Origin of the sequence: Pseudomonas sp. OA65 (assembly GCF_017498305.1) — a bacterium.
GTDB lineage: Bacteria > Pseudomonadota > Gammaproteobacteria > Pseudomonadales > Pseudomonadaceae > Aquipseudomonas > Aquipseudomonas zanjanensis.
The window spans coordinates 33,691-59,948 of sequence record NZ_JAGDEZ010000007.1 but is presented as its reverse complement, the minus strand read 5'-3'; the positions used below and the strand labels follow the sequence as shown (position 1 = coordinate 59,948).

The window sequence follows — 26,258 nt, the reverse complement described above, 5'->3', positions numbered from 1 at the left end:
GGGTCTGCCGGGTTCCTTTTGCTCCGGTTCGCCAACCCGCGCACAACTGCCACCCAATCGTTTGGCGACGATTGATGGCAGCCCTTAAAGCAAAAGGAGCTGTTCAATGAATCACGATGACGCTTATCTAATTCCCCACGTCTTCATCCGTCACAAGCTGCACCTCCATGCCCTACTACTGCAAAACCAACCCTGGTTCAGCGCCCGCGATCTGGGCCGGTTCCTTCGGCTTTTTCTTGATGACCGAGCGCTACGCAAACTCGATCCTGACCAATACCAAAACTTAAAAATGCTTATTCACGGCACTGTCGAGAACGTACTGCTGATCAGCGAGTCCGGTATCTATGCGTTACTGATCTATCACTATTGCCCCGAATATCGTGGCCTGCGGGAATGGCTCACTCACGACGTAGTCCCAGCTCTAAGAGACGCGCAACAGTTAGCCCCAGCCGAACGCCCAATTCTGAGCGTGCTGAACTGGCCAGATATGTCTTTGAATTTGCTGCACTGGAATAACCAGCCTTGGATTCGGTTGCAGGATGTTCCGCAATTGATGCCGTATGAGCAGCGGCCACAAAACGCGGTTAATCCGCCGTGGTGGAAGCGTGCTTCGCGCGCGCTGCAGTTTTTCTAAGCATCCCCCTCAGTCACGCTCGATTCAGCGCTGTGCAATCGTTCTTCAGTTGCAGACTCAGTCAGAACTCAGGCGTGATTTTTAGGCGTTTGGATAGCTTTTAGGACTGGCGTGGCAGCTCCGTCTGTATTCGCCAGCTCGCCTAACACCTTAATAAAACTTCAGCCGTCCCTGCAGGCCAGCAAGCTCTTCGTCAGGAATTCACCGAATAAAGTGGCCGAATTCCACAATACCGCCCACTTCTTTCTAAAGGTCTAGTCGTGATCATGAAAAACACCTTCGACTTGGCAGGGAGCCCCATCCAGTTCACCGAAGTCCCTCACTGATCCAGGCTCGTTCCTACAAAAAAAGCTCTCGCGACTGATTACCTCGACGATCCAGCTTCCCTTACGATTCACCGAAACCAAATATCTTCAGAGGAACCGATAAGTCTCCAAACCCAATCAGCAATGAACGGTGGATGAGGCGGCCTGGTTTTGCACAACGCCGAGCGTAACCACATTAGCTGGTTGCGAAACCACAAGAATTTGATATCAATGTGCGATGATCGAGCCTCAACGCGCGCATACCTCACAGGGACCGTTATGGCAGCACCAGACTTTCGCCTCATAGCTTCAGCGAACAGTGACCAAAGCGGTCATTTCGACGACATCGGCGCAATAGGAAAAACAATCACTCCAGAGATAGTCATCGCCCTATGCGGGCCGATGGGGACTCCGTTGCACGATGTAGCACAGACTTTCCAAGACTTACTGCTCGGCAATGATTACAGCTACGAAAAAGTTAACATCATCCGACTTAGTGACGAAATTCGTAAGCAGAAAGCACTGACCGGCGAGAAATCCATTCTTAAGCTGATTGAGGCAGGAAATGAGCTTCGTGCTGAGTATGGCAACGAAATCCTGGCTCGCTTTGCAATTAGACGGATCACCTTGGAGCGCGAGGAAGCCCAGCAAGCATCGGAAAAAAATCGCGAGCCCGACTTATTCGAAGATGCAGAATCAGCGGTCGTTCCTAAGGTGACTGTTCGCTACTGTCACATCATCGACTCGATCAAACATATCGATGAGCTGAAGCTGTTGCGGTCTATCTATGGAGATATGCTCCATGTCGTGGGGGTGTACTCGCCCATCGAGATGCGCATCGCCAGGCTTGAACGCTCCAAAGGCCCGGGAGATCACATCCACGATCTGATCGACAGAGACTCTGGTGAGGAAATAGACCACGGTCAGCGAGTCGAAGACACGTTTCCCCAAGCTGACTTTTTCCTACGCGTGGAAAAGACAACAGACACACATCGTAAAGGGCGGGTAAAACGCTTTCTCGACCTCATGTTGGGGACGGTGATTGCGACCCCAACCCTGAATGAACGGGCCATGTATACGGCATTCTCAGCCGCACGGAATTCAGCGTGCCTTTCGCGACAGGTCGGCGCCGCTATCACCAGTGCTGATGGGGAGATCCTAGCCACCGGATGGAACGATGTACCCAAAGCTTTCGGTGGGCTCTATCAGACAGAAACATACGGTAGCTCACCCGATGAAGACCGGCGCTGCTGGAACCTTGGGGGCGGCTTTTGCTCCAACGACCAAGAAAAAAGGGCCATTTCCAATGCGATAGTCGATCTCTTGACCAGCGAAGGCCTCATCGAAGAGGCCAAACGAGATCAGGTCTACCAAGTCATCCGCAAAAAGTCGCAGTTGAAGAGTTTGATTGAGTTTTCCCGCGCTGTGCACGCTGAAATGCATGCATTGTTAAGTGCTGGCGGTACTGATGGAGGGAAAATCCGGGGCGGGAAGCTATTCGTCACCACCTATCCCTGCCACTCTTGCGCTCGACACATCGTTGCAGCAGGAGTCCGGGAGGTTTACTTCTTGGAACCATACAGAAAGAGCCTTGCTACCAAGCTTCATGAGGATGCTATAACTGAAAATGAAAACGAGACAGACAAGGTCAGAGTGATGCCCTTTGACGGTGTGGCCCCCTCAAGATTCCTGCGCTTTTTCTCCGCTCACCCCAAAGGCCGGAAAAACGCAGAAGGAAATATGCATTCCAGGGAAGCCCATCCCGTCGCCTTCGTTACAATAGAAGCCATTCCGACCCTTGAATCTCTCATCGTACAGGGACTATCCTCCCGCGGCATTTAAGGTCATCTGGTGAGCTGCTAGCAGCAGTGGAGAATTTTATGAAGAACGTTGACGAGTCTGGTAAACCAGAAGTCGGAATACAGTTGGCGCTCACCTTTGATTCCTTCGATACCAAGGACCAGTCGTACCTGCCGGTACCAGCGTTCATTGAGTCTGCGAAAGTGTTCCGCCTCACTGAGAACAAGGTGATAGCGTTTCCCAAGCAGCGGATTTCCTCCGCTGAAGCAGGTTTAATCGCAAGGATCTTGCACAGAACCAGACATTTCGTCTGAGCCCCTTATTGCTTTTACATATGACTCAAGCGCGGCGCTCGACCTGCTCCCCCGGTTATCCGCAGCGCCTGCAACACTTCGTGTCTTAGGCCTTGATCTGACAGCTCAACCATCCGCCGCCCGCTGAGACGGGTCCGGGGTCAGTGCCATCGGCAGCTCCAGGATAAACAGCGCGCCGTGGCCCGGCCCGGCGCTCTGTACGGTCAGGTCGCCGCCCATCTCGTGCGCAGCCAGAATGCAGCTGTGCAAACCAAAACCATGACCGTCGGCACGCGTGGTGAAACCGTGCTCGAACACCCGCGCAAGATTGTCCTGCGCGATCCCCTCACCGTTGTCCTCGATCTCGACCCGCACGCGTCCCTCGTCAACGACCTTCAGGCGCAGGATGATTTGCGGCGGCCGGTTCGTACCCGCGTCCAGTGCCTGTTTGGCGTTGTTGATCAAATTGACCAGGATCTGCAGCACTCGGTGCTTATCCAGCGGCATTGGCGGGGTATCGCTGAATTCCTTGACGAGCGTGATGTGATGGCGGGCCAGGGACACATCGCAAATGCGCACGACATCCTCGACCAACTCTCGCAGCGAGCCCCACTCCAATACACTGGCATTGCCGGCGTAGGACTGCTGGGTGGCGACGATTTCCTTGATGTGGTCGATACGACGGGTCAATTGCGCCAGCTCGGCGATCATGCCTTGCTGCTCGACGGCCAGCGCGTCTGCCAGCTTGTCGAGATAGTCAGGCAGCGCGCGCCCTTTCGGATCACGGCTGATGAAGTCGCCGAGGTCATCGGGATGTTCCTTCATCAACTGGGCGACCTTGGCCACCGCAGGCCCCTTGGAGGTGTGCACCTTATCGTAGAGGACCTGGGCTGACACATTGACGCTGTTGAGCACATTACCCACGTTGTGCAACACATTGGTGGCGATCTCTGCCATGCCGGCCCGGCGCGCGGTGGTCACCAGTTCGGCCTGGGCCTGGCGCAATTCGTCGTTGACCTTGGCCAATTGCCGCGGGCTGGGGATCTTCAGGGCCGCCGGCACCAGCCGGACCAATAGGATGGCGGTAATCACCGAAGCAATCGCGGTGATCACCTTGACCAGCGCCATCAGCCAGTAATAGGGCTGCCAGATGGTCAGGATTTCCATCACATGGCTGGTCCCGCAGGCCAGGATAAACACGCCAAAGGCCGCGAGCATCCAGTCGAACGGGACGTCCTTGCGCTTGTGGATAAAGTACAGGAGGGTGAAGGGGATGGTGACGTAGGACAGAGCGATCAAGCCATCGGCGATCACATTGGTCCACAGCAAATCCGGACGCCACATGTAGCAATGCCCGTGAGGCATGAAGCGCTTGTCGGTTAACAGAGCCAGCAGATCGTTCATGGCCACTTCCTCGCTGTGCCGTTGATACCGCCAAGTGTCGACTGGGCAAAATCGAGTCTAGCAGAGGGCCGCGGCCGGCTATTTCGCGTCGGCACCGGTTGGACGGTAGGGTGTTGGCCGTCCTTCGGCGGTCGCTCACCTCGAAACATCCTGCCAAATTTTCCCCCCTCAATTACTGCGCCCAAGTTCATCCCCGCGACTAATCTTCAAGAGCCGCAGGACGCGGCGCCCCATTCACTCAAGGAACGATTCATGTCGCTTGCCATTGTCCATAGCCGCGCCCAAGTAGGGGTCGAGGCGCCTGCCGTTACCGTTGAAGTCCACCTGGCCAATGGCTTGCCGTCGCTGACAATGGTTGGCCTGCCGGAAGCGGCGGTAAAGGAAAGCAAGGATCGGGTGCGCAGCGCGATCATCAATTCGGGCCTGAACTTCCCGGCACGGCGCATCACCCTGAACCTGGCGCCGGCAGATCTGCCCAAGGACGGCGGGCGCTTCGACCTGGCCATTGCCTTGGGGATCCTGTCGGCCAGCGTGCAAGTGCCGACCCTGACCTTGGACGACGTGGAATGCCTCGGTGAACTGGCCTTGTCTGGCGCAGTGCGCCCAGTGCGCGGGGTATTGCCTGCGGCATTGGCGGCACGCAAGGCCGGGCGCGTGCTGGTGGTGCCGCGGGCCAATGCCGAGGAAGCCTGCCTGGCCTCGGGCCTGAAGGTGATCGCCGTGGACCATCTGCTCGAAGCGGTGGCGCACTTCAACGGTCACACGCCGGTCGCGCCGTTCGTTTCCAATGGACTGCTTTCGGCCAGCAAACCCTACCCCGATCTGAACGAAGTACAAGGCCAGGCCGCGGCCAAGCGGGCGTTGCTGATTGCCGCGGCGGGGGCTCACAACCTGCTGTTCAGCGGGCCACCGGGCACCGGCAAGACCTTGCTGGCGAGCCGTTTACCCGGGTTGCTGCCGCCACTGGCCGAGAGCGAAGCCCTGGAGGTCGCAGCCATTCAGTCAGTGGCCAGTTGCGTGCCTTTGAGCCATTGGCCGCAACGTCCGTTTCGCCAGCCACACCACTCGGCTTCCGGCCCGGCGCTGGTAGGTGGCGGGTCCAAACCGCAACCAGGGGAGATCACCCTCGCCCACCATGGCGTGCTGTTCTTGGATGAGCTGCCGGAATTCGACCGCAAGGTGCTGGAGGTCTTGAGAGAACCGTTGGAGTCCGGGCACATCGTGGTCTCGCGCGCCCGTGACCGGGTGCGCTTCCCGGCGCGCTTCCAATTGGTGGCGGCGATGAATCCCTGCCCCTGTGGATATCTTGGCGAGCCCAGTGGCCGCTGCGCCTGTACACCGGACATGGTGCAGCGCTACCGCAACAAACTTTCCGGCCCGCTGCTGGACCGTATCGACCTGCACCTGACCGTCGCCCGGGAAGCCACGGCGTTGAACCCCAAGCGCGACCCCGGGGACGATACGGCCACGGTCGCCGAGCGCGTCGCCGAAGCCCGGGGGCGCCAGCACGACCGCCAGGGCTGCGCCAATGCATTTCTCGATCTGCCGGGGTTGCGCCGGCATTGCAAGTTATCCACAACCGATGAAACCTGGCTGGAAACCGCCTGCGAGCGGCTGACCCTGTCGCTGCGCGCCGCCCATCGCTTGCTCAAGGTCGCCCGGACACTGGCGGACCTGGAGCAAGCGGGGAGCATTCGTCGCGAGCACCTGGCCGAAGCGTTGCAATATCGGCCGGCTACGGCTTGAACCGCTTTAGGGTTTGCTCAGGTCTACCAACGGTGTTTGCCGAACCTCGGTTTTTTGACCGTTCTGGATCGTATCGATGCGCTTGAGCGCCTTATCCACAGCGCCCTTATCCGCCAACAGGCTGTAGTGGATCTGGAACTGCTTGTGCTCTTTCGGCGCGATGGTAGGAACCAGACCCAGAGGGCGCTGATACCGGCGGTTATAGGAAAAACTGGTGCCTGGCTCCAGCCCGGTCACGTAGCCCTGCCCCTGGGTATCGGTGTTTTTCCACAGGGAGAACACCGGAAGCGTGCTGGTGTTGAAGCCTACCGACACACCGAGGCTACCGGCCTTGTTGTGCAACACCGTGAGGGTGTCGCCCTTGGCGTCGGCGTAGGGCACGACGTTATAAACGGTTTCGTCGTAATCCTTGGTCGGGCCCCGGTAGGTTTGCCAATCGGACAAGTCGCCCTTGGCCTTGTCGTTGAACGGCGAAACCTGCTTGACCGGTGCCGCGAAACGAGCGCCCTGCTCCAGGAACGGCGTACTGAAGTTGCTGTGGTAGAGCGCTTGGTATTCCTTCGGATAATCGCCGTTGTTGGTCAGCGTATCGCTGAGCGCGAACGTCACGCTGCCGGGTTCGGTGACCAGTTCGGTCTGCACCGAGAAATCGACCTTCTTGAACGCCTGCTCCTTCAACTCGCCCCGCAGAGTAATGGCGTAGGGCGGTTTTTCATCGATGTGCAAGGTGACTTTGTTGGCCGGGATATTGGCGGCGCGACCGTGCAGGGTCAGCAGCTCGCCGTTGTCCATGCCGGGATGGCCGACCCATTCGTAGCCGCAGCGGGTGACCAGTTCGTTGAAGCCTTCGAGCCACCCCAACCCGCCTCGACCGTTGAGCTCGATAAACGCCGGGTTGACCACTTCCTTGACGGGCGAATCCCAACCCATGCGCACGTCGCCAACCGATGCCTGCAGCACGTTCATGCCACGGGTCGGGACGACTGAAAGCTTGAGCGTCCCGTTGTCGATGTCGACCACGCTGACACCCTCCTGCCGACCACCGTGCAGGGTGCGCATCGTCACGGAAAAGGGTTTGCCGGTCTTCACGCCGAGTTGCTGGCTGGTGATTTGCCAGGGTTGGGCGGCTTTATCGGTATCCAGCAGGACGTAATCCCAAGCCATCGCCTGGGAGGCAGCGCCCAAGGCGCCGAGGGTGATAAGGAGTCTGAACGGAGTCATGGTCACGACCTTTTATTGGAGTTGTGCGGTTTTTATAGACTTGAAGAAACGTTTCAGCAAGCTCAAAAACAGCAATAATCTTAAAAAAGGATGGACCACTGGATTGAGGGCTTTTCTGGGAGCGGGCTTGCTCGCGATAGCGGTGGGTCAGGTTGAGATGAGGGTGACTGGACTGCCGCCTTCGCGAGCAAGCCCGCTCCCACAGTTTTCTTCAGTGCTTGGTCTATTAGTGGCAGAGCATGCACCCGCCGGCTCTTGTGGCGAGGGAGCTTGCTCCCGCTGGGCTGCGCAGCAGCCCCAAGCCCATGCAGCGCGGTGGGTCAGGTTGATTGGGGATAACTTGGCAGGGGCTGCTTCGCAACCCAGCGGGAGCAAGCTCCCTCGCCACGGGGGTTGTGGTGGCTGGGTTATCTGTGAACACCATCAGCGCCGGCGAGCAGGCGGGGCCTGGCCGAACACATTCCCCTGTGGGAGCGAGCCTGCTCGCGATGGCGGTGGGTCAGCTGACAGAGATGTGACTGACAAGACGCCTTCGCGAGCAGGCTCGCTCCCACATTAATCTCGGGGGTGCCTGCTCGCAGTGGTTGCAGAGGCCTCAGCGGAACCGATCAACCTCTTGGCGCAGGTCCTGGGCGAGTTTTTCCAGTTCTTTGGCGGTGAGCGCCAGGTTCGAGACCACTTGGCGCTGTTCGCTGTTGGCCATGGCGATGCTCTGCAGGTTGCTGCTGAGCAGGGTCGCGGTGCTGCTTTGTTCCTGGGTGGCGGTGGTGATCGCCGCGAATTGCTGGCCAGCCGAGCGACTCTGCTCGTCGATGCGCGCCAGGGCCGAGGCCACGTTGGCGTTGCGCGACAGGCCTTCCTGCATCAGCAGGTTGCCCTGCTCCATGGTGCTGATGGCATTGCCGGTTTCCTGCTGGATGCTGTTGATCATGCTGGAGATTTCGTCAGTGGCCTGGCGCGTGCGGGACGCCAGGCTGCGGACTTCATCGGCCACCACGGCGAAACCACGGCCCTGCTCGCCGGCGCGGGCGGCTTCGATGGCGGCGTTCAATGCCAGCAGGTTGGTCTGCTCGGCAATCGAGGTGATGACACCGACGATGCCGCCGATCTCCTGGGAACGCTGGCCCAAAGTATTGATGACCGAGGCCGTGCTGTTCAGCGCGCCGGCAATTTGTTCCAGGGACGACGACGCTTCGTCCATCGAGGTCCGGCCAATGCGGGTTTGCTGAGCATTTTCCTGGGCCAGGCGCTCGGTGTTGCCCATGTTGTCGGCAATGTTCAAGGAGGTCGCACTGAACTCTTCCACCGCGCCAGCCATGCTGGTGATTTCGCCGGACTGCTGCTCCATGCCCTCGTACGCCCCGCTGGACAATCCGGACAGGGCCTGGGCGCGACTGTTGACCTCCTGGGAGGCCTTGCGGATGTGCTCGACCATGGTCGACAGGGCCTGGCTCATCTGGTTGAAGGCACGGGCCAGCTGACCGATTTCGTCATGGCTCGATACGTTCAGGCGCACGCTCAGGTCGCCAGCGCCTAATGCTTCGGCCTGGCGCACCAGATCCCCCAGCGGTGCCAGCTTGCTGCGCAGCAACCACATCGCCGAGCCGACCGCCAACAGCATCGCCAACAGGCTGCCAATGGCCAGTTGTGTACCGACACTCCAGGTCACGGCGCGGATCTCGGTTTTCGGCATGCTCGCCACCACCGCCCACGGCCCGCCCTCGAACGGTACGGCAACGCTGTAGAAGTCTTCGGCGGTATCGGTCCAGAACGCCCCCTTGCCCGGTTTTTTGATCAGGCCCGTGATGGCCGCGGTCGCGTTGTCCAGCGCCTGTACGCCTGCCGGCGGCACCAGCCATTTATTTTGCTCATCCAACAAGGCCAGCGAACCGGTCTGGCCAATGCGGAAACGCTTGAGGTTTTCGAACTGCGCGTTCTGCGCGTCGGTGTAGTCGAAGCCTACATACAACACGGCGATGATCTTGCCGCTGCTGTCGCGTACGGGCGTGTACTGCGACATGTAGAAGCGTCCGAAAAGCAGGGCCCGACCGATGTAGCTCTGCCCGCTGATCACCGGACCGTAGGCGGGGCCGGCGCGATCGAGCACGGTGCCGATGGCCCGCGTGCCGTCCTGTTTACTGACGGAGGTGCTGACGCGGATGAAATCGTCGCCGCTGCGCACGAAGACCGTGGCCACACCGGCGGTCATCGCTTTGAAGTCATCCACTTCCTTGAAGTTGTTGTTCAACACTTCGCTGCCCAGGTTCAAGCCTGGGGTCTGTACGCCCGCCACCGTCACCGGCTGGTCTGGGTGCACGGTCAAACCCGCGCTGAAGCGCTTTTCGAACAGACCGGCCAAGCGCTGGGTGCTCTCACGCAAGGTGCTGTGGAAGGTATTGAGCTGATCGGCCATCAGGCGCGCTTCGCTGGCCAAGTGCTCTTCACGGGTGGCAAGGTTGGCGGTGTCCAGCGAACGCAAGGCGAAGACAGTACTGCCGGAGATCACGATCGCCAGTATCACGGCGAGGGCGAGGCCTAGCTGCGAGGCGATCCGGGCACGGGGTTGAGACATGACGGCTCCTGGCCGAGAGACCGGATCATCCTGATCACGTCGCACGCTCGGCGTTTTATTCGGGTGAGGTGTAAGTAGACCCTTTCTGAACGAGGGTTCCATCTTCACGGATTCGGCGGCAAAGCCAAATACTTGAGCGGTTTGGACGGATTAATGCCAAGTGGCTAGCACGCCAACTGCAACGTTTCAGCCCAGACGCTGCACATCGGGCAACTGCATGGCCTTGACCTCGCCCTGGAGAAAGTCGCTGAGCCGGCGTAAACGTTCGCCCCCCGGCCGGGTTTTCGGCCAGACCAAGTAATAGTGCTCGCCACTGGCAACCGCCGTCGGCCATGGCAGGCTCAGGCGTCCTTGGGCTACGTCCTCGGCCACCATCAGCAGGTCGCCCATGGAGACTCCATAGCCGCGTGCCGCCGCGATCATGCCCAGCTCCAGGGTATCGAACACCTGCCCTCCCTTGAGCGAGACCTTGTCGGACAGGCCCATGCGCTGCAGCCAGTTGCGCCAGTCCCGGCGATCCGGCGTCGGGTGCAGCAGTTCGGCGCTGGCCAACCGCGCCACGTCCCAGGGCTGATCGTTCAACAGGTTCGGCGCGCCCACGGGGATCAGTTCCTCGGGAAACAGCAAACTGGCCTCCCAGTCCGCCGGAAAATGCCCGTTACCCAGCAATACGGCGCAATCGAAGGGCTCGACGTTGAAGTCCACCGAATCGATGTCCATCCAGGCACTGGTCAGTTGTACCTCGTTGCCTGGCTGCAAATGCCGGAAGCGACTCAGGCGCGCCAACAGCCAGCGCATGGTCAGGGTGGAAGGCGCTTTCATGCGCAGGATGCCGTCTTCACCATGCAAGGTGTGGCAGGCCCGTTCCAGCGCCATGAAACCCTCGCGCACGCCCGGCAGCAACAACCGCGCCGCCTCGGTCAATTGCAGGTTGCGACCGCTGCGTTGGAACAGCCGACAGGCAAAGTGATCTTCCAACGTGCGAATGTGTCGGCTGACGGCGCTCTGGGTGATCGACAACTCCTCGGCAGCCCGGGTGAACGAGCTGTAGCGCGCCGCGGCTTCAAATGCCCGCAACGCATAAAGAGGCGGAAGACGACGAGACATCGCGAAAGCTCCATGGCGTGGTTTGCAAACCCTACCAGAAACCTCTCCAGCATGAGTTTTAATCATGCCAGCGATCTTTTTTATCCTTTTGTGCAATCCGTCGAGAGCGCCGAGAATCGTCGCTTTACTGCCTTCTTTGAACAGGGAGCGTGATGATCATGCTGCATCCGGTGCGTACCGAACTCTGGGCCATCCTGCGGCTGGCGGGGCCGTTGATTGCCTCGCAGTTGGCGCACATGCTGATGGTGCTCACCGACACCGTGATGATGGCGCGCCTGAGCCCCGAAGCCCTCGCCGGTGGCGGGCTCGGGGCGGCCACCTATTCGTTTGTGTCGATCTTTTGCATCGGCGTGATCGCCGCGGTGGGCACCCTGGTTGCGATTCGCCAGGGCGCAGGCGATGTCGAGGGCGCCACCCGGCTGACCCAAGCCGGATTATGGCTGGCCTGGTTGATGGCGCTGATGGCCGGGTTGCTGCTGTGGAACCTCAAGCCGGTGCTGCTGATGTTCGGCCAGACCGAAACCAACGTACTGTCCGCCGGACAGTTCCTGCTGGCGCTGCCGTTCGCCCTGCCCGGCTACTTGAGCTTCATGGCCCTGCGCGGCTTCACCAGCGCCATCGGCCGAGCCACGCCGGTGATGGTGATCAGCCTCGGCGGGACGGTGGGCAACTTCCTGCTCAACTACGCGCTCATCACCGGCATGTTCGGCCTGCCGAAACTCGGCTTGATGGGGATCGGCCTGGTCACGGCTATCGTTGCCAACTGCATGGCACTGGCGCTGGCCTGGCATATCCATCGGCACCCGGCCTACCGTGCCTATCCATTGCTCGACGGCCTGTCGCGGCCCAATCGCCAGTACCTCAAGGAACTGTGGCGCCTGGGCCTGCCGATCGGCGGCACGTATGCGGTGGAAGTCGGGCTGTTCGCGTTCGCCGCGCTGTGCATGGGCACCATGGGCAGCACGCCGTTGGCGGCTCACCAGATCGCTCTGCAAATCGTCTCGGTGGCGTTCATGGTGCCGGCCGGGATGTCCTACGCCATCACCATGCGCATCGGCCAGCACTACGGCGCCGGGCAACTGCTGATGGCACGCCTGGCCGGGCGGGTCGGGATCGGCTTCGGCGCGGCCGCGATGCTGGCGTTCGCCATGGTGTTCTGGTTGTTGCCTCATCAATTGATCGGCTTGTTCCTGGACCACGACGACCCGGCGTTTCGCGAGGTGATCAACCTGGCGGTGAGCCTGCTGGCGGTGGCGGCGTGGTTCGAGCTGTTCGACGGCACACAAACCATCGCCATGGGCTGTATTCGCGGACTCAAGGACGCCAAGACCACCTTCCTGGTGGGCCTGGGTTGCTATTGGTTGATCGGTGCGCCGGCGGCGTGGTGGATGGCCTTCCACCTGAACTGGGGTCCAACCGGTGTCTGGTGGGGCCTGGCCCTGGGGCTGGCCTGTGCAGCCGTGAGCCTGACGCTGGCGTTTGAATGGAAAATGAAACGGATGATTCGCAGTGAGCCTGGGCGGCCCAGTTTCGAAGCGGTCCAGGCCAAATGAAACTCCCCTTGTGGGAGCGGGCTTGCTCGCGAAGGCGGAGTGTCAGTCCAAGAGTATCCGGCTGACCCACCGCCTTCGCGAGCAAGCCCGCTCTCACAGGGTGTTGCGTCAGCTGATCTCCAGCATCGACTGCTGATCACCCTCGAACGTCAAGTACTCCACCAATTCCGGCAACGGCAACGGCTTGCTGATCAGGAAACCCTGCACCTGGTCACAACCGAAACCGCGTAGCAGGTCCAGTTGCTCTTGGGTTTCCACCCCTTCGGCCACCACCTCCAGGTTGAGGTTGTGGGCCAGGTTGATCATGGCGTGCACCAGTTTGCGGTTCTCTTCGCGCTGTTCCATGCCGCCGACGAAGCTCTTGTCGATCTTGAGCAAGGCGATCGGCAGGCTGTTGAGGTGTACGAACGACGAGAAGCCGGTGCCGAAGTCGTCCAGGGAGAAGCGCACCCCCAGGCGGCCCAGGGCATCCATGGTTTGCTTGACCAGTTCGCTGCGGCGCATGACGGCGGTTTCGGTGAGTTCGAATTCCAGCCACTGTGCTTCGACACCTCGCTCGGCAATCAGCCGGCTCAAGGTCGGCAGCAACTGGCTGTCCTGGAACTGCCGGAACGACAGGTTGACCGCCATGTGCAGTGGCGCCAGCCCCCGCTCGCGCAGGGCCTGCATGTCCCGCAGCGCCCGGGAAATCACCCAGTAGCCCAGCGGCACGATCAGGCCGCTCTGTTCGGCCAGCGGCACGAACTCACTCGGCGGCAGCAAGCCGCGCTCGCCGTGACGCCAGCGCACCAGGGCTTCGAGGCCGACGATGTGGCCGCCATCGAGGTTCAATCTGGGCTGGTAATGCAGTTCCAACTCGTCGCGGCGCAGTGCCCGGCGCAGTTCGCTTTCCAGGTCGGCGAGGCTGCGGGCATTGCGATTGATGCGCTCGTTGAAGATATGAAAGGTGCAGCCCTGGGTACTCTTGGCCTGTTGCATGGCGATGTGGGCGTGCCACATCAGTGGATCGGCGCCGGCCTGGGCGCGGGCATGGGCGACGCCCAGACTACAGCCGATCAGCAAGCTTTCACCGTCCACCCAATAGGGTTCGGCCAAGGCCTCGGTGATGCGCTCGGCCATCCATTCGGCCCGCTGCGGAGCGCGGCGGGTGTCGATCAACAAGGCGAATTCATCACTGCCCAGGCGCGCCAGTTGATCGCCGGCCTCGAGCGAGCTCTTGAGCCGCGACACCACTTGCAGGATCAAGCGGTCACCGGCCTGGTGGCCGAGGGCGTCGTTGGCGTGGCGGAAGTTGTCCAGGTCCAGGTGGCCGAGCGCCAGGCCACGGCCGTCGTTTTCTGCCAGGCGCGCCGCCAGCAAAGTCTGGAAGCCCTGGCGATTGGCGATGCCTGTCAACGGGTCCTGTTCGGCGAGGCGCTGCAAGGTATTTTCCAGCACGCCGCGTTCACGCACATGGCGCAGGCAACGACGCAAGGTCGCGCTGTCGAGCACATCGCGCACCAACCAGTCGCTGACGCCGTCGGGGGCAGCCGCCGGCTCGTGCTCGAGCAACAGGATCGTCGGCAGGCTGCAACGACCCGGCGCCGGTTGCAACGCCGCAACGGTCAGCAACACCGCGTTGCGATTGTCTTCGAACAGGCTGCAGACTGACTCCCAGCTCGGAGCGCTGATCAACACGACCGAGGGCCCCAAGGGCACCAGGCACTCGCGCAAGATTGCTGACCACTCTGGCTCCTGGGCCAATAACAGCAAACGCAAGGGTTCGACAGGCGTTGACAAGCTGACTCCCTAGACTCTGCAAGGTGGTAGGCGCCGGGCATTATGACCTGCCGATGGGCAATGACCAATGCCAACGGTTCTCAAACACGCGTTTTCGGCGGTTTTTTCCGCTCGAAATGCTACGCACGACCCGATTGGCTCCACATCCTGCGTGAAAGTGACAGAAGCGGCAAATGACAATCCCGTGTGCGTCACAAGTCGGACAGAGCAGCACAATTCTCAGAGCCTGTTAAAATGCCGGCCCATTTCGCAAACGACTCCCTGAACCCTGTCATGTCCCGACTCAATCCCCGGCAGCAAGAAGCCGTGAACTATGTCGGCGGCCCTCTTTTGGTGCTCGCCGGTGCAGGCTCCGGCAAGACCAGCGTGATCACCCGCAAGATCGCGCACCTGATCCAGAATTGTGGCATCCGCGCCCAGTACATCGTCGCCATGACCTTCACCAACAAGGCCGCCCGGGAAATGAAAGAGCGGGTCGGCGGCCTGCTGCGCGCTGGCGAAGGCCGCGGCTTGACGGTCTGTACCTTCCACAACCTGGGCCTGAACATCATCCGCAAGGAACACGCGCGGCTGGGCTACAAACCGGGCTTCTCGATTTTCGACGAGACCGACGTCAAGGCCCTGATGACCGACATCATGCAGAAGGAGTACTCGGGCGACGACGGCGTGGATGAGATCAAGAACATGATCGGCGCCTGGAAAAACGACCTGATCCTGCCGCCCGAGGCCCTGGAAAACGCCCGCAACCCCAAGGAGCAGACGGCCGCCATCGTCTACACCCACTACCAGCGCACGCTCAAGGCGTTCAACGCGGTGGACTTCGACGACCTGATCCTGCTGCCGGTCAAGCTGTTCCAGGAACACGCCGACATTCTGGAGAAATGGCAGAACAAGGTCCGCTACCTGCTGGTAGACGAATACCAGGACACCAATGCCAGCCAGTATCTGCTGGTGAAGTTGCTGATCGGCAAACGCAACCAGTTCACCGTGGTGGGCGACGATGACCAGTCGATCTACGCGTGGCGCGGCGCGCGGCCGGAAAATCTGATGTTGCTCAAGGAAGACTATCCGTCGCTCAAAGTGGTGATGCTGGAGCAGAATTACCGCTCCACCAGCCGCATCCTGCGTTGCGCCAACGTGCTGATTTCCAACAACCCCCACGAATTCGAAAAACAACTGTGGAGCGAGATGGGCCACGGTGATGAAATCCGCGTGATCCGTTGCCGCAACGAAGACGCCGAAGCCGAGCGCGTGGCCATGGAAATCCTCAGCCTGCACCTGCGCACCGACCGGCCGTACAGCGACTTTGCGATCCTGTACCGCGGCAACTACCAGGCCAAGCTGATCGAGCTGAAATTGCAGCATCACCAGGTTCCTTATCGCCTGTCGGGGGGCAACAGCTTTTTTGGTCGCCAGGAAGTGAAGGACCTGATGGCCTACTTCCGCCTGATCGTGAACCCGGACGACGACAACGCCTTCCTGCGGGTGATCAACGTGCCGCGCCGGGAAATCGGTTCGACCACCTTGGAGAAACTCGGCAACTACGCCACCGAGCGCAAGATCTCGATGTACGCCGCCACCGATGAAATCGGCCTGGGCGAACACCTGGACAGCCGCTTTACCGACCGCCTGGCGCGCTTCAAGCGCTTCATGGACAAGGTCCGCGAGCAGTGCGCCGGGGAAGATCCGATCTCAGCGCTGCGCAGCATGGTCATGGATATCGACTATGAGAACTGGCTGCGCACCAACAGCTCCAGCGACAAGGCTGCCGACTACCGCATGAGCAACGTCTGGTTTTTGATCGAGGCGTTGAAGAACACCTTGGAAAAAGACGAAGACGGCGACATGACCGTCGAGGACGCCATCGGCAAACTCGTGCTGCGGGACATGCTCGAGCGCCAGCAGGAAGAGGAAGAAGGCGCCGAAGGCGTGCAGATGATGACGCTGCATGCTTCCAAGGGCCTGGAGTTTCCCTACGTGTTCATCATGGGCATGGAAGAAGAAATCCTGCCGCACCGTTCCAGCATCGAGGCCGACACCATCGAGGAAGAACGGCGCCTGGCCTATGTCGGCATTACCCGGGCACGCCAGACGCTGGCCTTCACCTTCGCCGCCAAGCGCAAGCAATACGGCGAAGTGATCGACTGCGCACCGAGCCGCTTTCTCGATGAACTGCCGCCGGACGACCTGGCCTGGGAAGGCAACGACGACACGCCGACGGAAGTCAAAGTCGTTCGCGGTAACAGTGCCCTGGCGGATATACGCGCGATGCTGAAGCGCTAGAATCATTCACTTTTTCATCGACTTCAGGCGCTCACGCGCCATCAGAGGAGGCTTCATGGAAGCCCTGCACCAGAAAATCCGCGAGCTAGGCATCGTGCTGTCCGACCAGGTCCTGAAGGTTGATGCGTTTCTCAACCACCAGATTGACCCGCAGTTGATGAAGCTGATCGGCGATGAATTCGCCGCGCTGTTCAAGGATTCGGGCATCACCAAGATCGTCACCATCGAAGCCTCGGGCATCGCCCCGGCGATCATGACCGGACTGAACCTTGGCGTGCCGGTGATCTTCGCCCGCAAGCAACAGTCGCTGACCCTGACGGAGAACCTGCTGTCGGCCACCGTGTATTCGTTCACCAAGAAAACCGAAAGCACTGTCGCCATCAGCCCGCGCCACCTGACCAGCAGCGACCGGGTGCTGATCATCGATGACTTCCTGGCCAACGGCAAAGCCTCCCAGGCGCTGATTTCCATCATCAAGCAGGCTGGCGCCACCGTGGCAGGCTTGGGGATCGTGATCGAGAAGTCGTTCCAGGGTGGCCGCGCGGAATTGGACGCACAGGGTTATCGGGTTGAATCGTTGGCCCGGGTGAAGTCGCTGGCGGGTGGGGTTGTGACGTTCATCGACTGATCACCCATATTCCCTGTGGGAGCGGGCTTGCTCGCGAATGCGGTGTGTCAGCCACATCAATGCTAACTGATACACCGCATTCGCGAGCAAGCCCGCTCCCACAGGGGAAGGTGCACGCCGTTATGGCGCAGTCGCCTTGAGCCCCGCCAGCAGCAACCGCTGGGCCAATTCCTCCTTCAACCCCTCGGGACTGGTCAACTGCATCCGCTCCAGATGCCCGGCATATTCCCAAGGTTCCGGTGCATCCAGCGCGGCTTTGCCCAGCTCCAACATCTCGGTGAGCTTGAACTTGCTCTTGAGCCAGTTCAGCGCCCGCAGCAGATCCCGCTCCGGCCCATCGAAATCGCAGCCTAGCGGATATTCGGGAAACAGATTCGGATGCCGCGCCTGGATCGCCTGCAAGCGCTCCGAGGTGTTGTCGGCGAACCGCGGATCGAGACGAAAATCCTTCGGCAACTTGCCCGCACTTTGCGCCTGCTCGATCAGCCCAGGCTGGAAGCGGGAATCGCTGATGTTCAGCAACGCCTCGATCACGGCGGCGTCGGTCTTGCCCCGCAGGTCGGCGATACCGTATTCGGTCACCACGATGTCGCGCAGGTGCCGGGGGATCGTACAGTGGCCGTACTCCCAGACAATGTTCGAGCTGATCTCGCCACCGGCCTCACGCCAACTGCGCAAGAGCAGGATCGAACGCCCGCCCTCCAACGCATGGCCCTGGGCGACGAAGTTGTATTGCCCGCCCACACCGCTGAGTACTCGCCCGTCTTCCAACTGATCGGCCACCCCGGCGCCCATCAGGGTCATGGTGAAAACCGTGTTGATGAAACGGGCATCGAGGCGTTGCAGACGCTTGAGCTGTTCCTGACCGTACAGCTCGTTGATGTAGCTGATACGCGTCATGTTGAATTCGCGCAGACGGCTTTGCGGCAATTCGCGCAGGCGCTCGTAAAAACTGCGCGGGCCGAGGAAAAATCCGCCGTGTATGCAGATGCCGTCGGGTTGCGCCGCCTCATCGAGCGTCCCGGCATTGGCCCGCTCCTGGGTCGCCTCGTCGGGGTAGACCTTGCGCCGGATGATCCCGGCCTCCGCCAGCACCAGCAAACCGTTGACGAACATTTCACTGCAACCGTAAAGCCCTTTGGCAAACGGCTCGACCCCGCCCTCGCGCTCGATCAGTTGCGCCCACTGGCTGAGGTTCAGGTCCGCCAGCAATGCCTGGTAACCGGCGTTATCGGCCTGGCGTGCCAGCAGCGCCGCCGTCAAGGCATCGCCCATGGAGCCGATGCCAATCTGCAGCGTCCCACCGTCGCGCACCAGGGTACTGGCGTGCAGGCCGATCAAATGGTCCTGGAAGCCCACCGGCATGTTCGGCGTGGAGAACAACGTGTGGCTGTCCTTCTCGTCGATCAACAGGTCGAAAGCGTCGATGCCGACTTCCGCGTCGCCCGGCATGTAGGGCAAATCGTTGTGCGCCTGACCGACCAGGAGGATGGTCTCTCCGGCCGCCCGGCGCTTGGCGATCATCGGCAGCAAATCGAGGGTGATGTCCGGGTTGCAGCTCAGGCTCAGCCGATCCGGATGCTCCGGATCGCTCGCCACCAGTTGCGCCACCAGGTTCAAGCCGGCGGCATTGATGTCCCGGGCCGCATGGCTGTAGTTGCTGCTGACGTAGTCCTGCTGGGCCGACGTGCTGTGCAACAGGCTGCCGGGCTGCATGAAAAATTGCTGGACGCGGATATTCGCCGGCAGGCTGTCCCGGTGCAGGTCCGCCAAGAAATCCAGCTCGGGGTAATCGCCAAAGACCCGTTCGATAAAGGGTTCGAGGAAGCGCTTCTGCAATCCATCGCCCAGGTTCGGCCGGCCCAGGCTCAGGGCGGTGTAGATCGTCAGCTGTCGCTCGGGCAGTTGTGCGATGCGCCGGTACAGCGCGTTGGCGAACAGGTTGGGTTTGCCCAGCCCCAACGGCATGCCGAGATGGATATGCGCCGGCAGGCGCTCGAGCACGTCATCCACCGCCTGTTCGATTGAACACAACTGCACCATCGGACCCTCCGGGACATTCCATGAATGTGGGTTGGACCGAGCTTGCCGGGTCTTGGTTGCGATGAACAGCCCTGAAAAAACCCAGGCGCAAAAAAGCCGCTCGTAAGCGGCTTTTTTGCGAAGGATGCCAGCGTATTACAGGCCGGACATCTCTTTGATGGCGCCCTTGAGGTCGTCATCAGAGCAATCGGCGCAGGTGCCTTTAGGCGGCATGGCGTTCACGCCAGTAATCGCCTTGGCCAGGATGCCATCGAGACCACCCTGGTGGTCGGCGCGCTCTTTCCAGGCAGCCTTGTCGCCGATTTTCGGCGCGCCCAGCAGGCCGGTGCCGTGGCAAGCGTTGCAATGTTTGGCAATGATATCTTTTGGCGACTTGGCACCACCAGCGCCACCCGCCGAAGCCACGACTTCCATCCCCTTGCATTCCTTGCCCTGGACGCAAACCTGGCCGACGGGTTCAAGGCGCTTGGCGATTTCGTCGTTCGGCGCCGCTTGAGCGCTCGCAGCCCATAGGGCCAATACGGTTGCTGGTGCAGCCAGCATTTTCATAATTAGGTTCACGCGTACACCCTCAATGGTGGCTAGTCACGCCTGCGGCCACGGTTTGCAGGCGGGCGCAAGTATAGCGGTAAGCCTGTCACTCCGAAACAACCCCAAAGTCGCAAGGGTCTTGTTTGTCATGACAGCCCAACAAGCGGGCGCCTTTGGCACAGGGGCCTGGCGCCTCTTGGTCTAGAAATTGGCCGGTGTGGCTGCGCTGATCAGTCGCGCCGGCACGTCGAACGGATTACGGAAACGGTGAGGCTTGGTGCTTTCGAAATAGTAGCTGTCACCGGCTTCGAGCACGAAGGTTTCGACACCGACCACCAATTCCAACCGCCCTTCCACCAGGATCCCGGTTTCCTCGCCCTCATGGGTGAGCATCTCTTCACCTGTATCGGCGCCCGGTGGATAGATCTCGTTGAGGAAGGCAATCGCCCGGCTCGGGTGTGCCCTGCCCACCAGCTTCATGGTCACGGCACCGTCGGAGATGTCGATCAGTTCGTTGGCTTTGTAGACGATCTGAGTCGGTTTTTCCTGAAGAATCTCTTCGGAGAAAAACTCGACCATGGACATGGGAATCCCGCCAAGGACCTTACGCAGCGAGCTGATCGAGGGGCTGACGCTGTTCTTCTCGATCATCGAAATAGTGCTGTTGGTGACGCCCGCGCGCTTGGCGAGTTCACGCTGGGAAAGGCCTTTGAGTTTACGAATGGATTGCAGTCGTTCACCGACGTCCAATGCTGGAGCCTCCAGGGAATCAGGTTGTGTGGAAAGTGAGCGTTATCATGGCGACAGCGTTCAGTATTTACAACACTTTGACCCGAATCCCGTGCGGCGAAGCGACTTTCGGTAGCTGGCCCTTCGCGTCAGGCCCCGGAATAGAGCCGTGGCACCCGACGCAGGTTGCAGAAAATCTGATAAGGAATCGTGTCGGCGGCCTTGGCGACATCACTGGCGAGGATGTGCTTGCCCCACAACTCCACGGTCGAGCCGAGCCCGGCCTGGGGGACATGGGTCAGGTCGACACACAGCATGTCCATCGACACCCGTCCGACCAATTGGCTGCGCTGCCCATCCACCAGCACCGGTGTCCCGGTGGGGGCTTGGCGTGGGTAGCCGTCGGCATAGCCCATGGCAACCACACCGACGCGGGTCGGTTGCGTGGTCACGAAGCGGGCGCCATAGCCCACCGGCTCGCCAGCAGGCAATTCGCGCACACTGATGATCTTCGATTCCAGGGTCATCACCGGTTGCAAGCGCGAGGCCACGGCGTTGGGCTCATCGAAGGGCGTGGCCCCGTAGAGCATGATGCCCGGGCGCACCCAGTCGCTGGGTATCTGCGGCCACCCCAGCACCGCCGGCGAGTTGCGCAGGCTGATCTGCGCCACCAGGCCCTGGCGGGCCTTGTCGAAGATCGCCAGTTGCTCGGTGCTGCTGGGATCGTGCAGTTCATCGGCACGGGCGAAGTGGCTCATCAATACGATCTTCGCCACTTTGCCGCTGGCGAGCAGGCGACGGTAGGCCGCCTGGTAATCCGTCGGATGCAGGCCGACCCGGTGCATGCCGGAATCGAGCTTGAGCCAGACCGTGATCGGCTGGCTCAGCGGGGCTTTTTCAATCGCTTCGAGCTGCCACAACGAATGCACCACGCACCAGAAATCGTGCTCGACGACCAACGGCAACTCATCGGCTTCGAAAAACCCTTCCAACAGCAGGATCGGCCCACGAATCCCGCCCGCCCGCAGTTCCAGGGCTTCTTCGATGCAGGCCACGGCGAACCCGTCCGCCGTGTCTTGCAGCGCCTCGGCGCAACGCACCGCACCGTGCCCGTAGGCGTCGGCCTTGATCACCGCAAGGGCTTTAGCCCCCGTTACTTCGCGGGCCAATTGGTAGTTATGACGCAGGGCTTGGAGGTCGATCAGGGCACGGGCAGGACGCATGGCGGCAGGCTTCTAGGCGGTCATGAATAAAAACCGGCGCTGACGGACGGCAAGAACCATCAATAGCGCCGGGAGAGGGACGTTTCGGCCGGGTATTAAGGCAGCGCAGCCACGACGGACAGCTCCACCAGAATCTCCGGCTCACACAGCTTGGCCTCTACCGTGGCCCGGGCCGGGGCGACGCCTTTGGGCAACCATTGGTCCCAGACGGCGTTCATGCCTTGGAAGTGGGCCTCGATGTCCTTCAGATAGATTGTCACCGATAACAGCCGCGTCTTGTCGGTCCCGGACAGGTCCAGCAAGCGTTCGATATTGGCCAGGCATTCACGGGTCTGCTGCTCAATACCGGCGTTCATGTCGTCGCCGACCTGCCCGGCCAGGTAGACGGTGCCGTTGTGCACGACAACCTGGCTCATGCGGTCATTGGTGAGCTGGCGCTGGATTGACATGTTTCGCAGACTCCTGATGTTTGTTGCCATAACGGGAAATATCGAGGCCTTCGGCGCTGATCTGCGGCTTTTTCTTCGCCATCAGGTCGGCCAACAGGCGACCGGAACCACAAGCCATGGTCCATCCGAGGGTGCCATGGCCGGTGTTCAGGAACAGATTCTTGAAGGGCGTGGCCCCCACGATTGGCGTGCCGTCCGGGGTGGTCGGGCGCAAGCCGGTCCAGAAACTGGCCTGGGCCAGATCGCCGCCCTGAGGATAAAGGTCGTTGACGATCATCTCCAGGGTTTCGCGCCGACGTGGGTTGAGGGACAGGTCAAAACCGGCGATTTCCGCCATGCCACCCACTCGGATGCGATTGTCGAAGCGGGTGATCGCGACCTTGTAGGTTTCGTCCAGAATGGTCGAGGTGGGGGCCATTGCCGGGTTGGTGATCGGCACGGTCAGGGAGTAACCCTTGAGCGGATACACCGGCGCACGGATCCCGAGGGGCTTGAGCAGTTGCGGCGAATAGCTGCCCAGGGCGAGCACGTAGCGGTCGGCGGTTTCCAGCTTGCCGTCGATCCAGACACCGTTGATGCGATCACCCGCGAAGTCCAGGCGCTGGATGTCCTGGCCGAAGCGGAACTGCACACCCAGTTTCACCGCCATTTCCGCCAGACGCGTGGTAAACATCTGGCAGTCGCCGGTCTGGTCGTTGGGCAGGCGCAAGGCACCCGCCAGGATGTCGGTGACATTGGCCAGGGCCGGCTCGACCCGGGCGATACCTTCGCGATCGAGCACTTCGAACGGAACGCCGGACTCTTTCAACACGGCGATATCTTTTGCAGCGCCATCGAGCTGGGCCTGGGTGCGGAACAACTGCGTAGTCCCCAGGCTACGGCCTTCGTAGGCAATGCCGGTTTCGGCGCGCAGTTCGTCGAGACAGTCACGGCTGTACTCGGACAGGCGCACCATGCGCTCCTTGTTGATGGCATAGCGGCTGGCGGTGCAGTTGCGCAGCATTTGTGCCATCCACAGGTATTGGTCAATGTCGGCAGTGGCCTTGATCGCCAGTGGCGCATGGCGCTGCAGCAGCCATTTGATGGCCTTGAGCGGCACGCCCGGGGCGGCCCACGGCGAGGCATAACCCGGCGAAACCTGGCCGGCGTTGGCGAAACTGGTTTCCATGGCAGGTGCCGGCTGACGGTCGACCACCACCACTTCAAACCCGGCACGGGCCAGGTAATAAGCACTGACGGTACCGATGACGCCGCTACCCAAGACCAGAACGCGCATGTTGATGCCCTCATCGCGGTTTAACCGCTGACGTTTGTTGTACATAGCTTTGATGGGCGCAGTGTAAAAAAGATCAGCCAGTGCTTTTCACTATATAAACACCTATATTTGGCGAGAATTCTCGGCAAAACCGCTTTTCATGGAGGCGCATCACCTGTGCGTACCAACACCCAGACCAAACGCGAGCTGGACAAGATCGACCGCAACATTCTGCGGATCCTCCAGGCGGACGGACGAATCTCCTTCACCGAGCTGGGGGAAAAGGTCGGCCTCTCCACCACGCCCTGTACCGAACGAGTCCGGCGCCTGGAGCGCGAAGGCATCATCATGGGCTACAACGCCCGGCTCAACCCGCAGCACTTGAAGGGCAGCCTGCTGGTGTTTGTCGAAATCAGCCTCGATTACAAATCCGGCGACACCTTCGAAGAATTCCGACGCGCCGTGCTGAAATTGCCTCACGTGCTGGAGTGTCACCTGGTGTCAGGGGATTTTGACTATCTGGTGAAAGCACGGATTTCCGAGATGGCGTCGTACCGCAAGCTGCTGGGGGACATCCTGCTCAAGCTGCCCCATGTCCGCGAATCCAAGAGCTACATCGTGATGGAAGAAGTGAAGGAGAGCTTGAACCTGCCGATTCCGGATTGATGGCAGCCCCCAAGGCCGCCTTCGCGAGCAGGCTCGCTCCCACACAGGTAGGTGGCGAACGCTTTCTTGCGAACTACAGAGAGCCCTTGTGGGAGCGAGCCTGCTCGCGAAAGCCGCGACTCGGTATTCCAGATCGCTAGACCAATACCTGCCGAGTGCTGGCCATATATTCATGAATCTGCTTCTCGACTCGCGGATGGATCAGTTCCACCGGCCGCCGGCCATTGGGACACGGCAAGGTCGCCGTGGTGCCAAACAGCCGGCAGATCAGCGGGCGCTCGTCGTAGACCGTGCAACCGTTGGGCCCCAGGTGCACGCAGTCGAGCGCTTCCATGGCCGCGTCCTGTTCGGCGCGGGTCTTGCGGGGCAAGCGGGCCATTTCCTCGGGCGAGGTCGTGACCGGACCGCAGCAATCATGGCAGCCCGGAACGCACTCGAACGAGGGAATCTGCTGGCGTAGCGTGCGAATTTTTTGACTGTTGCAGCTCATCGAGACGGTTACCGAGAAGGACTGTCCGGGATTCTGCCTTAAAAGCCGCGGACCAGACAGCGCCAACCGACCGGTGTTGCCCAGGGAGGAATCCCCGGCTTATGCTCCGTAAAATTTCTCAAACAGAACAATCAGGATTACGCACATGAACGCCCGTGTTCAGCAACCTGTCCCGAACCACGCGCACGCCGCCTCTTACTACGCCGCCAGCAGCCTGCCGCAACCGGACCATCCGGTGCTGCAGGGGGAGTTGCGGGTGGACGTCTGCGTCGTCGGCGGCGGGTTCTCCGGGTTGAACACGGCAATCGAACTGGCTGAACGCGGCATGAGCGTGGCGCTGCTGGAGGCGCACCGGATCGGCTGGGGCGCCAGCGGGCGCAACGGCGGCCAATTGATCCGTGGCGTCGGCCATGGTCTCGACCAGTTCGCGCCAATCATCGGCACCGACGGCGTGCGTCAGATGAAGCTCATGGGCCTTGAGGCGGTGGAAATCGTTCGGCAGCGAGTCGAGCGCTTCCAGATTCCTTGCGACCTCACCTGGGGCTACTGCGACCTCGCCAACAAACCCAGCGATCTGGAAGGCTTCGCCGAAGACGCCGAAGAACTGCGCAGCCTCGGTTATCGCCACCCGACCCGACTGCTGCAAGCCGACCAAATGCACAGCGTCGTAGGCTCGGATCGCTACGTCGGCGGCTTGATCGACATGGGCTCGGGCCATCTGCATCCGTTGAACCTGGCCCTGGGCGAAGCCGCCGCCGCGCAGCAACTGGGGGTCCGGCTGTTCGAGCAATCGGCGGTCACGCGTATCGACTACGGCCCTGAAGTGAAGGTGCACACCCGACAGGGCTCGGTCCGCGCCAAGACGCTGGTGCTGGGCTGCAACGCTTACCTCAACGGACTCAACCCGCAACTCGGCGGTAAAGTGTTGCCGGCCGGCAGCTACATCATCGCCACTGAAGCCTTGAGCCAGGAACAGGCACAGGCGCTGTTGCCACAGAACATGGCAGTCTGCGACCAACGGGTGGCATTGGATTACTACCGGCTTTCGGCTGATCGTCGCTTGCTGTTCGGCGGAGCCTGTCACTATTCCGGCCGCGACCCGCAGGACATTGGCGCCTACATGCGCCCGAAAATGCTCAAGGTATTCCCACAGTTAGCGGGTGTGAAAATCGACTATCAATGGGGTGGGATGATCGGCATCGGTGCCAACCGTTTGCCGCAGATCGGCCGGCTCAAGGACCAGCCCAATGTGTATTACGCCCAAGCCTATTCCGGCCACGGCGTGAATGCCACGCACCTGGCCGGCAAATTGTTGGCCGAAGCCATCAGCGGGCAGCAGAGCAGCGGTTTCGACCTGTTCGCCCAGGTGCCGCACATGACCTTCCCGGGCGGCAAGTATTTGCGCTCACCGCTGTTGGCGCTGGGGATGTTGTGGCATCGGTTGAAAGAGTTGGTCTAAAGAACTTCAGCACTACGGATGACGCTATCGCGGGCAAGCCTTGCTCCCACAGGTCAATTTCAAATCTGTGGGAGCAAGCAAACCTGTG

At 60.8% G+C, this 26,258-nt stretch carries 21 protein-coding genes; 9 read left to right on the top strand and 12 right to left on the bottom strand.

Going from position 1 to position 26,258, the window contains the following annotated elements:
- Positions 1 to 106 precede the first annotated feature (106 nt).
- The 3 genes from J3361_RS08005 (at position 107) to J3361_RS07995 (ending at position 3,053) form a co-directional block, all read left to right on the top strand.
- Positions 107 to 634, top strand: coding sequence for a Bro-N domain-containing protein (locus tag J3361_RS08005; protein ID WP_207963780.1), 528 nt, complete (start codon positions 107 to 109; stop codon positions 632 to 634).
- Between the two features lie 584 nt (positions 635 to 1,218).
- Entirely contained in the window at positions 1,219 to 2,781 is a 1,563-nt protein-coding gene (locus tag J3361_RS08000; RefSeq protein ID WP_207963779.1) for an anti-phage dCTP deaminase, read from the top strand.
- A gap of 38 nt (positions 2,782 to 2,819) precedes the next feature.
- Positions 2,820 to 3,053: a hypothetical protein gene (locus J3361_RS07995; RefSeq protein ID WP_207963778.1), complete on the top strand. Its 234-nt coding sequence runs from the start codon at positions 2,820 to 2,822 to the stop codon at positions 3,051 to 3,053.
- A 105-nt stretch (positions 3,054 to 3,158) separates the two neighbouring features.
- On the opposite strand, the gene J3361_RS07990 is transcribed toward J3361_RS07995, so the two are convergent.
- Complete coding sequence (locus J3361_RS07990; protein ID WP_207963777.1) at positions 3,159 to 4,436, bottom strand: HAMP domain-containing histidine kinase; 1,278 nt, start codon at positions 4,434 to 4,436, stop codon at positions 3,159 to 3,161.
- Positions 4,437 to 4,688: 252 nt separating this feature from the next.
- Here J3361_RS07990 and J3361_RS07985 point away from each other — a divergent pair, with 252 nt between their 5' ends.
- Positions 4,689 to 6,182 carry a YifB family Mg chelatase-like AAA ATPase gene (locus J3361_RS07985; protein WP_207963776.1) on the top strand — a complete coding sequence of 498 codons (1,494 nt, stop codon included), beginning with the start codon at positions 4,689 to 4,691 and terminating at the stop codon, positions 6,180 to 6,182.
- A 6-nt stretch (positions 6,183 to 6,188) separates the two neighbouring features.
- Here the strand turns inward: J3361_RS07985 and J3361_RS07980 are convergent, their stop codons facing one another.
- The 3 genes from J3361_RS07980 to J3361_RS07970 all read right to left on the bottom strand — a co-directional run bounded on the left by J3361_RS07980 (position 6,189) and on the right by J3361_RS07970 (position 11,082).
- Entirely contained in the window at positions 6,189 to 7,403 is a 1,215-nt protein-coding gene (locus tag J3361_RS07980) for an aldose 1-epimerase family protein (RefSeq protein ID WP_207963774.1), read from the bottom strand.
- A gap of 595 nt (positions 7,404 to 7,998) precedes the next feature.
- Positions 7,999 to 9,975: a methyl-accepting chemotaxis protein gene (locus J3361_RS07975; RefSeq protein WP_207963772.1), complete on the bottom strand. Its 1,977-nt coding sequence runs from the start codon at positions 9,973 to 9,975 to the stop codon at positions 7,999 to 8,001.
- Positions 9,976 to 10,161: 186 nt separating this feature from the next.
- Positions 10,162 to 11,082 carry a LysR substrate-binding domain-containing protein gene (locus tag J3361_RS07970; protein ID WP_176688935.1) on the bottom strand — a complete coding sequence of 307 codons (921 nt, stop codon included), beginning with the start codon at positions 11,080 to 11,082 and terminating at the stop codon, positions 10,162 to 10,164.
- 158 nt (positions 11,083 to 11,240) lie between these two features.
- On the opposite strand from J3361_RS07970, the gene J3361_RS07965 reads away from it, so the two are divergent.
- The gene (locus J3361_RS07965; RefSeq protein WP_207963946.1) at positions 11,241 to 12,635 is read left to right on the top strand and encodes a NorM family multidrug efflux MATE transporter; all 1,395 of its coding nucleotides are present in this window, start codon (positions 11,241 to 11,243) and stop codon (positions 12,633 to 12,635) included.
- Between the two features lie 108 nt (positions 12,636 to 12,743).
- On the opposite strand, the gene J3361_RS07960 is transcribed toward J3361_RS07965, so the two are convergent.
- The gene (locus J3361_RS07960; protein ID WP_207963770.1) at positions 12,744 to 14,414 is read right to left on the bottom strand and encodes a bifunctional diguanylate cyclase/phosphodiesterase; all 1,671 of its coding nucleotides are present in this window, start codon (positions 14,412 to 14,414) and stop codon (positions 12,744 to 12,746) included.
- Positions 14,415 to 14,687: 273 nt separating this feature from the next.
- On the opposite strand from J3361_RS07960, the gene rep reads away from it, so the two are divergent.
- Together rep and J3361_RS07950 are read left to right on the top strand one after the other, a co-directional pair.
- Positions 14,688 to 16,697 (top strand): DNA helicase Rep, encoded by a 2,010-nt coding sequence (gene rep, locus J3361_RS07955; RefSeq protein WP_053127122.1) that lies wholly within the window; start codon positions 14,688 to 14,690, stop codon positions 16,695 to 16,697.
- 55 nt (positions 16,698 to 16,752) lie between these two features.
- Entirely contained in the window at positions 16,753 to 17,325 is a 573-nt protein-coding gene (locus tag J3361_RS07950) for a xanthine phosphoribosyltransferase (protein WP_042728997.1), read from the top strand.
- Positions 17,326 to 17,445: 120 nt separating this feature from the next.
- On the opposite strand, the gene J3361_RS07945 is transcribed toward J3361_RS07950, so the two are convergent.
- From J3361_RS07945 to dadA, 6 genes are all read right to left on the bottom strand, one after another.
- Positions 17,446 to 19,368, bottom strand: a complete 1,923-nt coding sequence (locus J3361_RS07945) for an acetyl-CoA hydrolase/transferase family protein (RefSeq protein ID WP_207963768.1) — start codon at positions 19,366 to 19,368, stop codon at positions 17,446 to 17,448.
- Between the two features lie 135 nt (positions 19,369 to 19,503).
- Positions 19,504 to 19,917, bottom strand: coding sequence for a c-type cytochrome (locus tag J3361_RS07940; protein WP_207963945.1), 414 nt, complete (start codon positions 19,915 to 19,917; stop codon positions 19,504 to 19,506).
- A 183-nt stretch (positions 19,918 to 20,100) separates the two neighbouring features.
- Positions 20,101 to 20,649: a cupin domain-containing protein gene (locus J3361_RS07935; protein WP_003206841.1), complete on the bottom strand. Its 549-nt coding sequence runs from the start codon at positions 20,647 to 20,649 to the stop codon at positions 20,101 to 20,103.
- Between the two features lie 128 nt (positions 20,650 to 20,777).
- The gene (gene alr / locus J3361_RS07930) at positions 20,778 to 21,851 is read right to left on the bottom strand and encodes an alanine racemase (protein WP_207963766.1); all 1,074 of its coding nucleotides are present in this window, start codon (positions 21,849 to 21,851) and stop codon (positions 20,778 to 20,780) included.
- A 95-nt stretch (positions 21,852 to 21,946) separates the two neighbouring features.
- Positions 21,947 to 22,300 (bottom strand): RidA family protein, encoded by a 354-nt coding sequence (locus J3361_RS07925; protein ID WP_207963764.1) that lies wholly within the window; start codon positions 22,298 to 22,300, stop codon positions 21,947 to 21,949.
- A complete protein-coding gene (gene dadA, locus J3361_RS07920; protein ID WP_207963762.1) occupies positions 22,272 to 23,576 on the bottom strand; it encodes a D-amino acid dehydrogenase in 1,305 nt (434 codons plus the stop codon). The genes J3361_RS07925 and dadA overlap by 29 nt, the downstream gene beginning before the upstream one ends.
- Before the next feature lie 156 nt (positions 23,577 to 23,732).
- Between dadA and J3361_RS07915 the strand changes: the two genes are divergently transcribed.
- A complete protein-coding gene (locus tag J3361_RS07915; protein ID WP_003206849.1) occupies positions 23,733 to 24,221 on the top strand; it encodes an Lrp/AsnC ligand binding domain-containing protein in 489 nt (162 codons plus the stop codon).
- A 136-nt stretch (positions 24,222 to 24,357) separates the two neighbouring features.
- Here the strand turns inward: J3361_RS07915 and J3361_RS07910 are convergent, their stop codons facing one another.
- A complete protein-coding gene (locus tag J3361_RS07910) occupies positions 24,358 to 24,711 on the bottom strand; it encodes a YkgJ family cysteine cluster protein (RefSeq protein WP_003206850.1) in 354 nt (117 codons plus the stop codon).
- A gap of 145 nt (positions 24,712 to 24,856) precedes the next feature.
- Here J3361_RS07910 and J3361_RS07905 point away from each other — a divergent pair, with 145 nt between their 5' ends.
- Positions 24,857 to 26,170 carry an FAD-binding oxidoreductase gene (locus tag J3361_RS07905; RefSeq protein WP_207963761.1) on the top strand — a complete coding sequence of 438 codons (1,314 nt, stop codon included), beginning with the start codon at positions 24,857 to 24,859 and terminating at the stop codon, positions 26,168 to 26,170.
- Positions 26,171 to 26,258 lie beyond the last annotated feature (88 nt).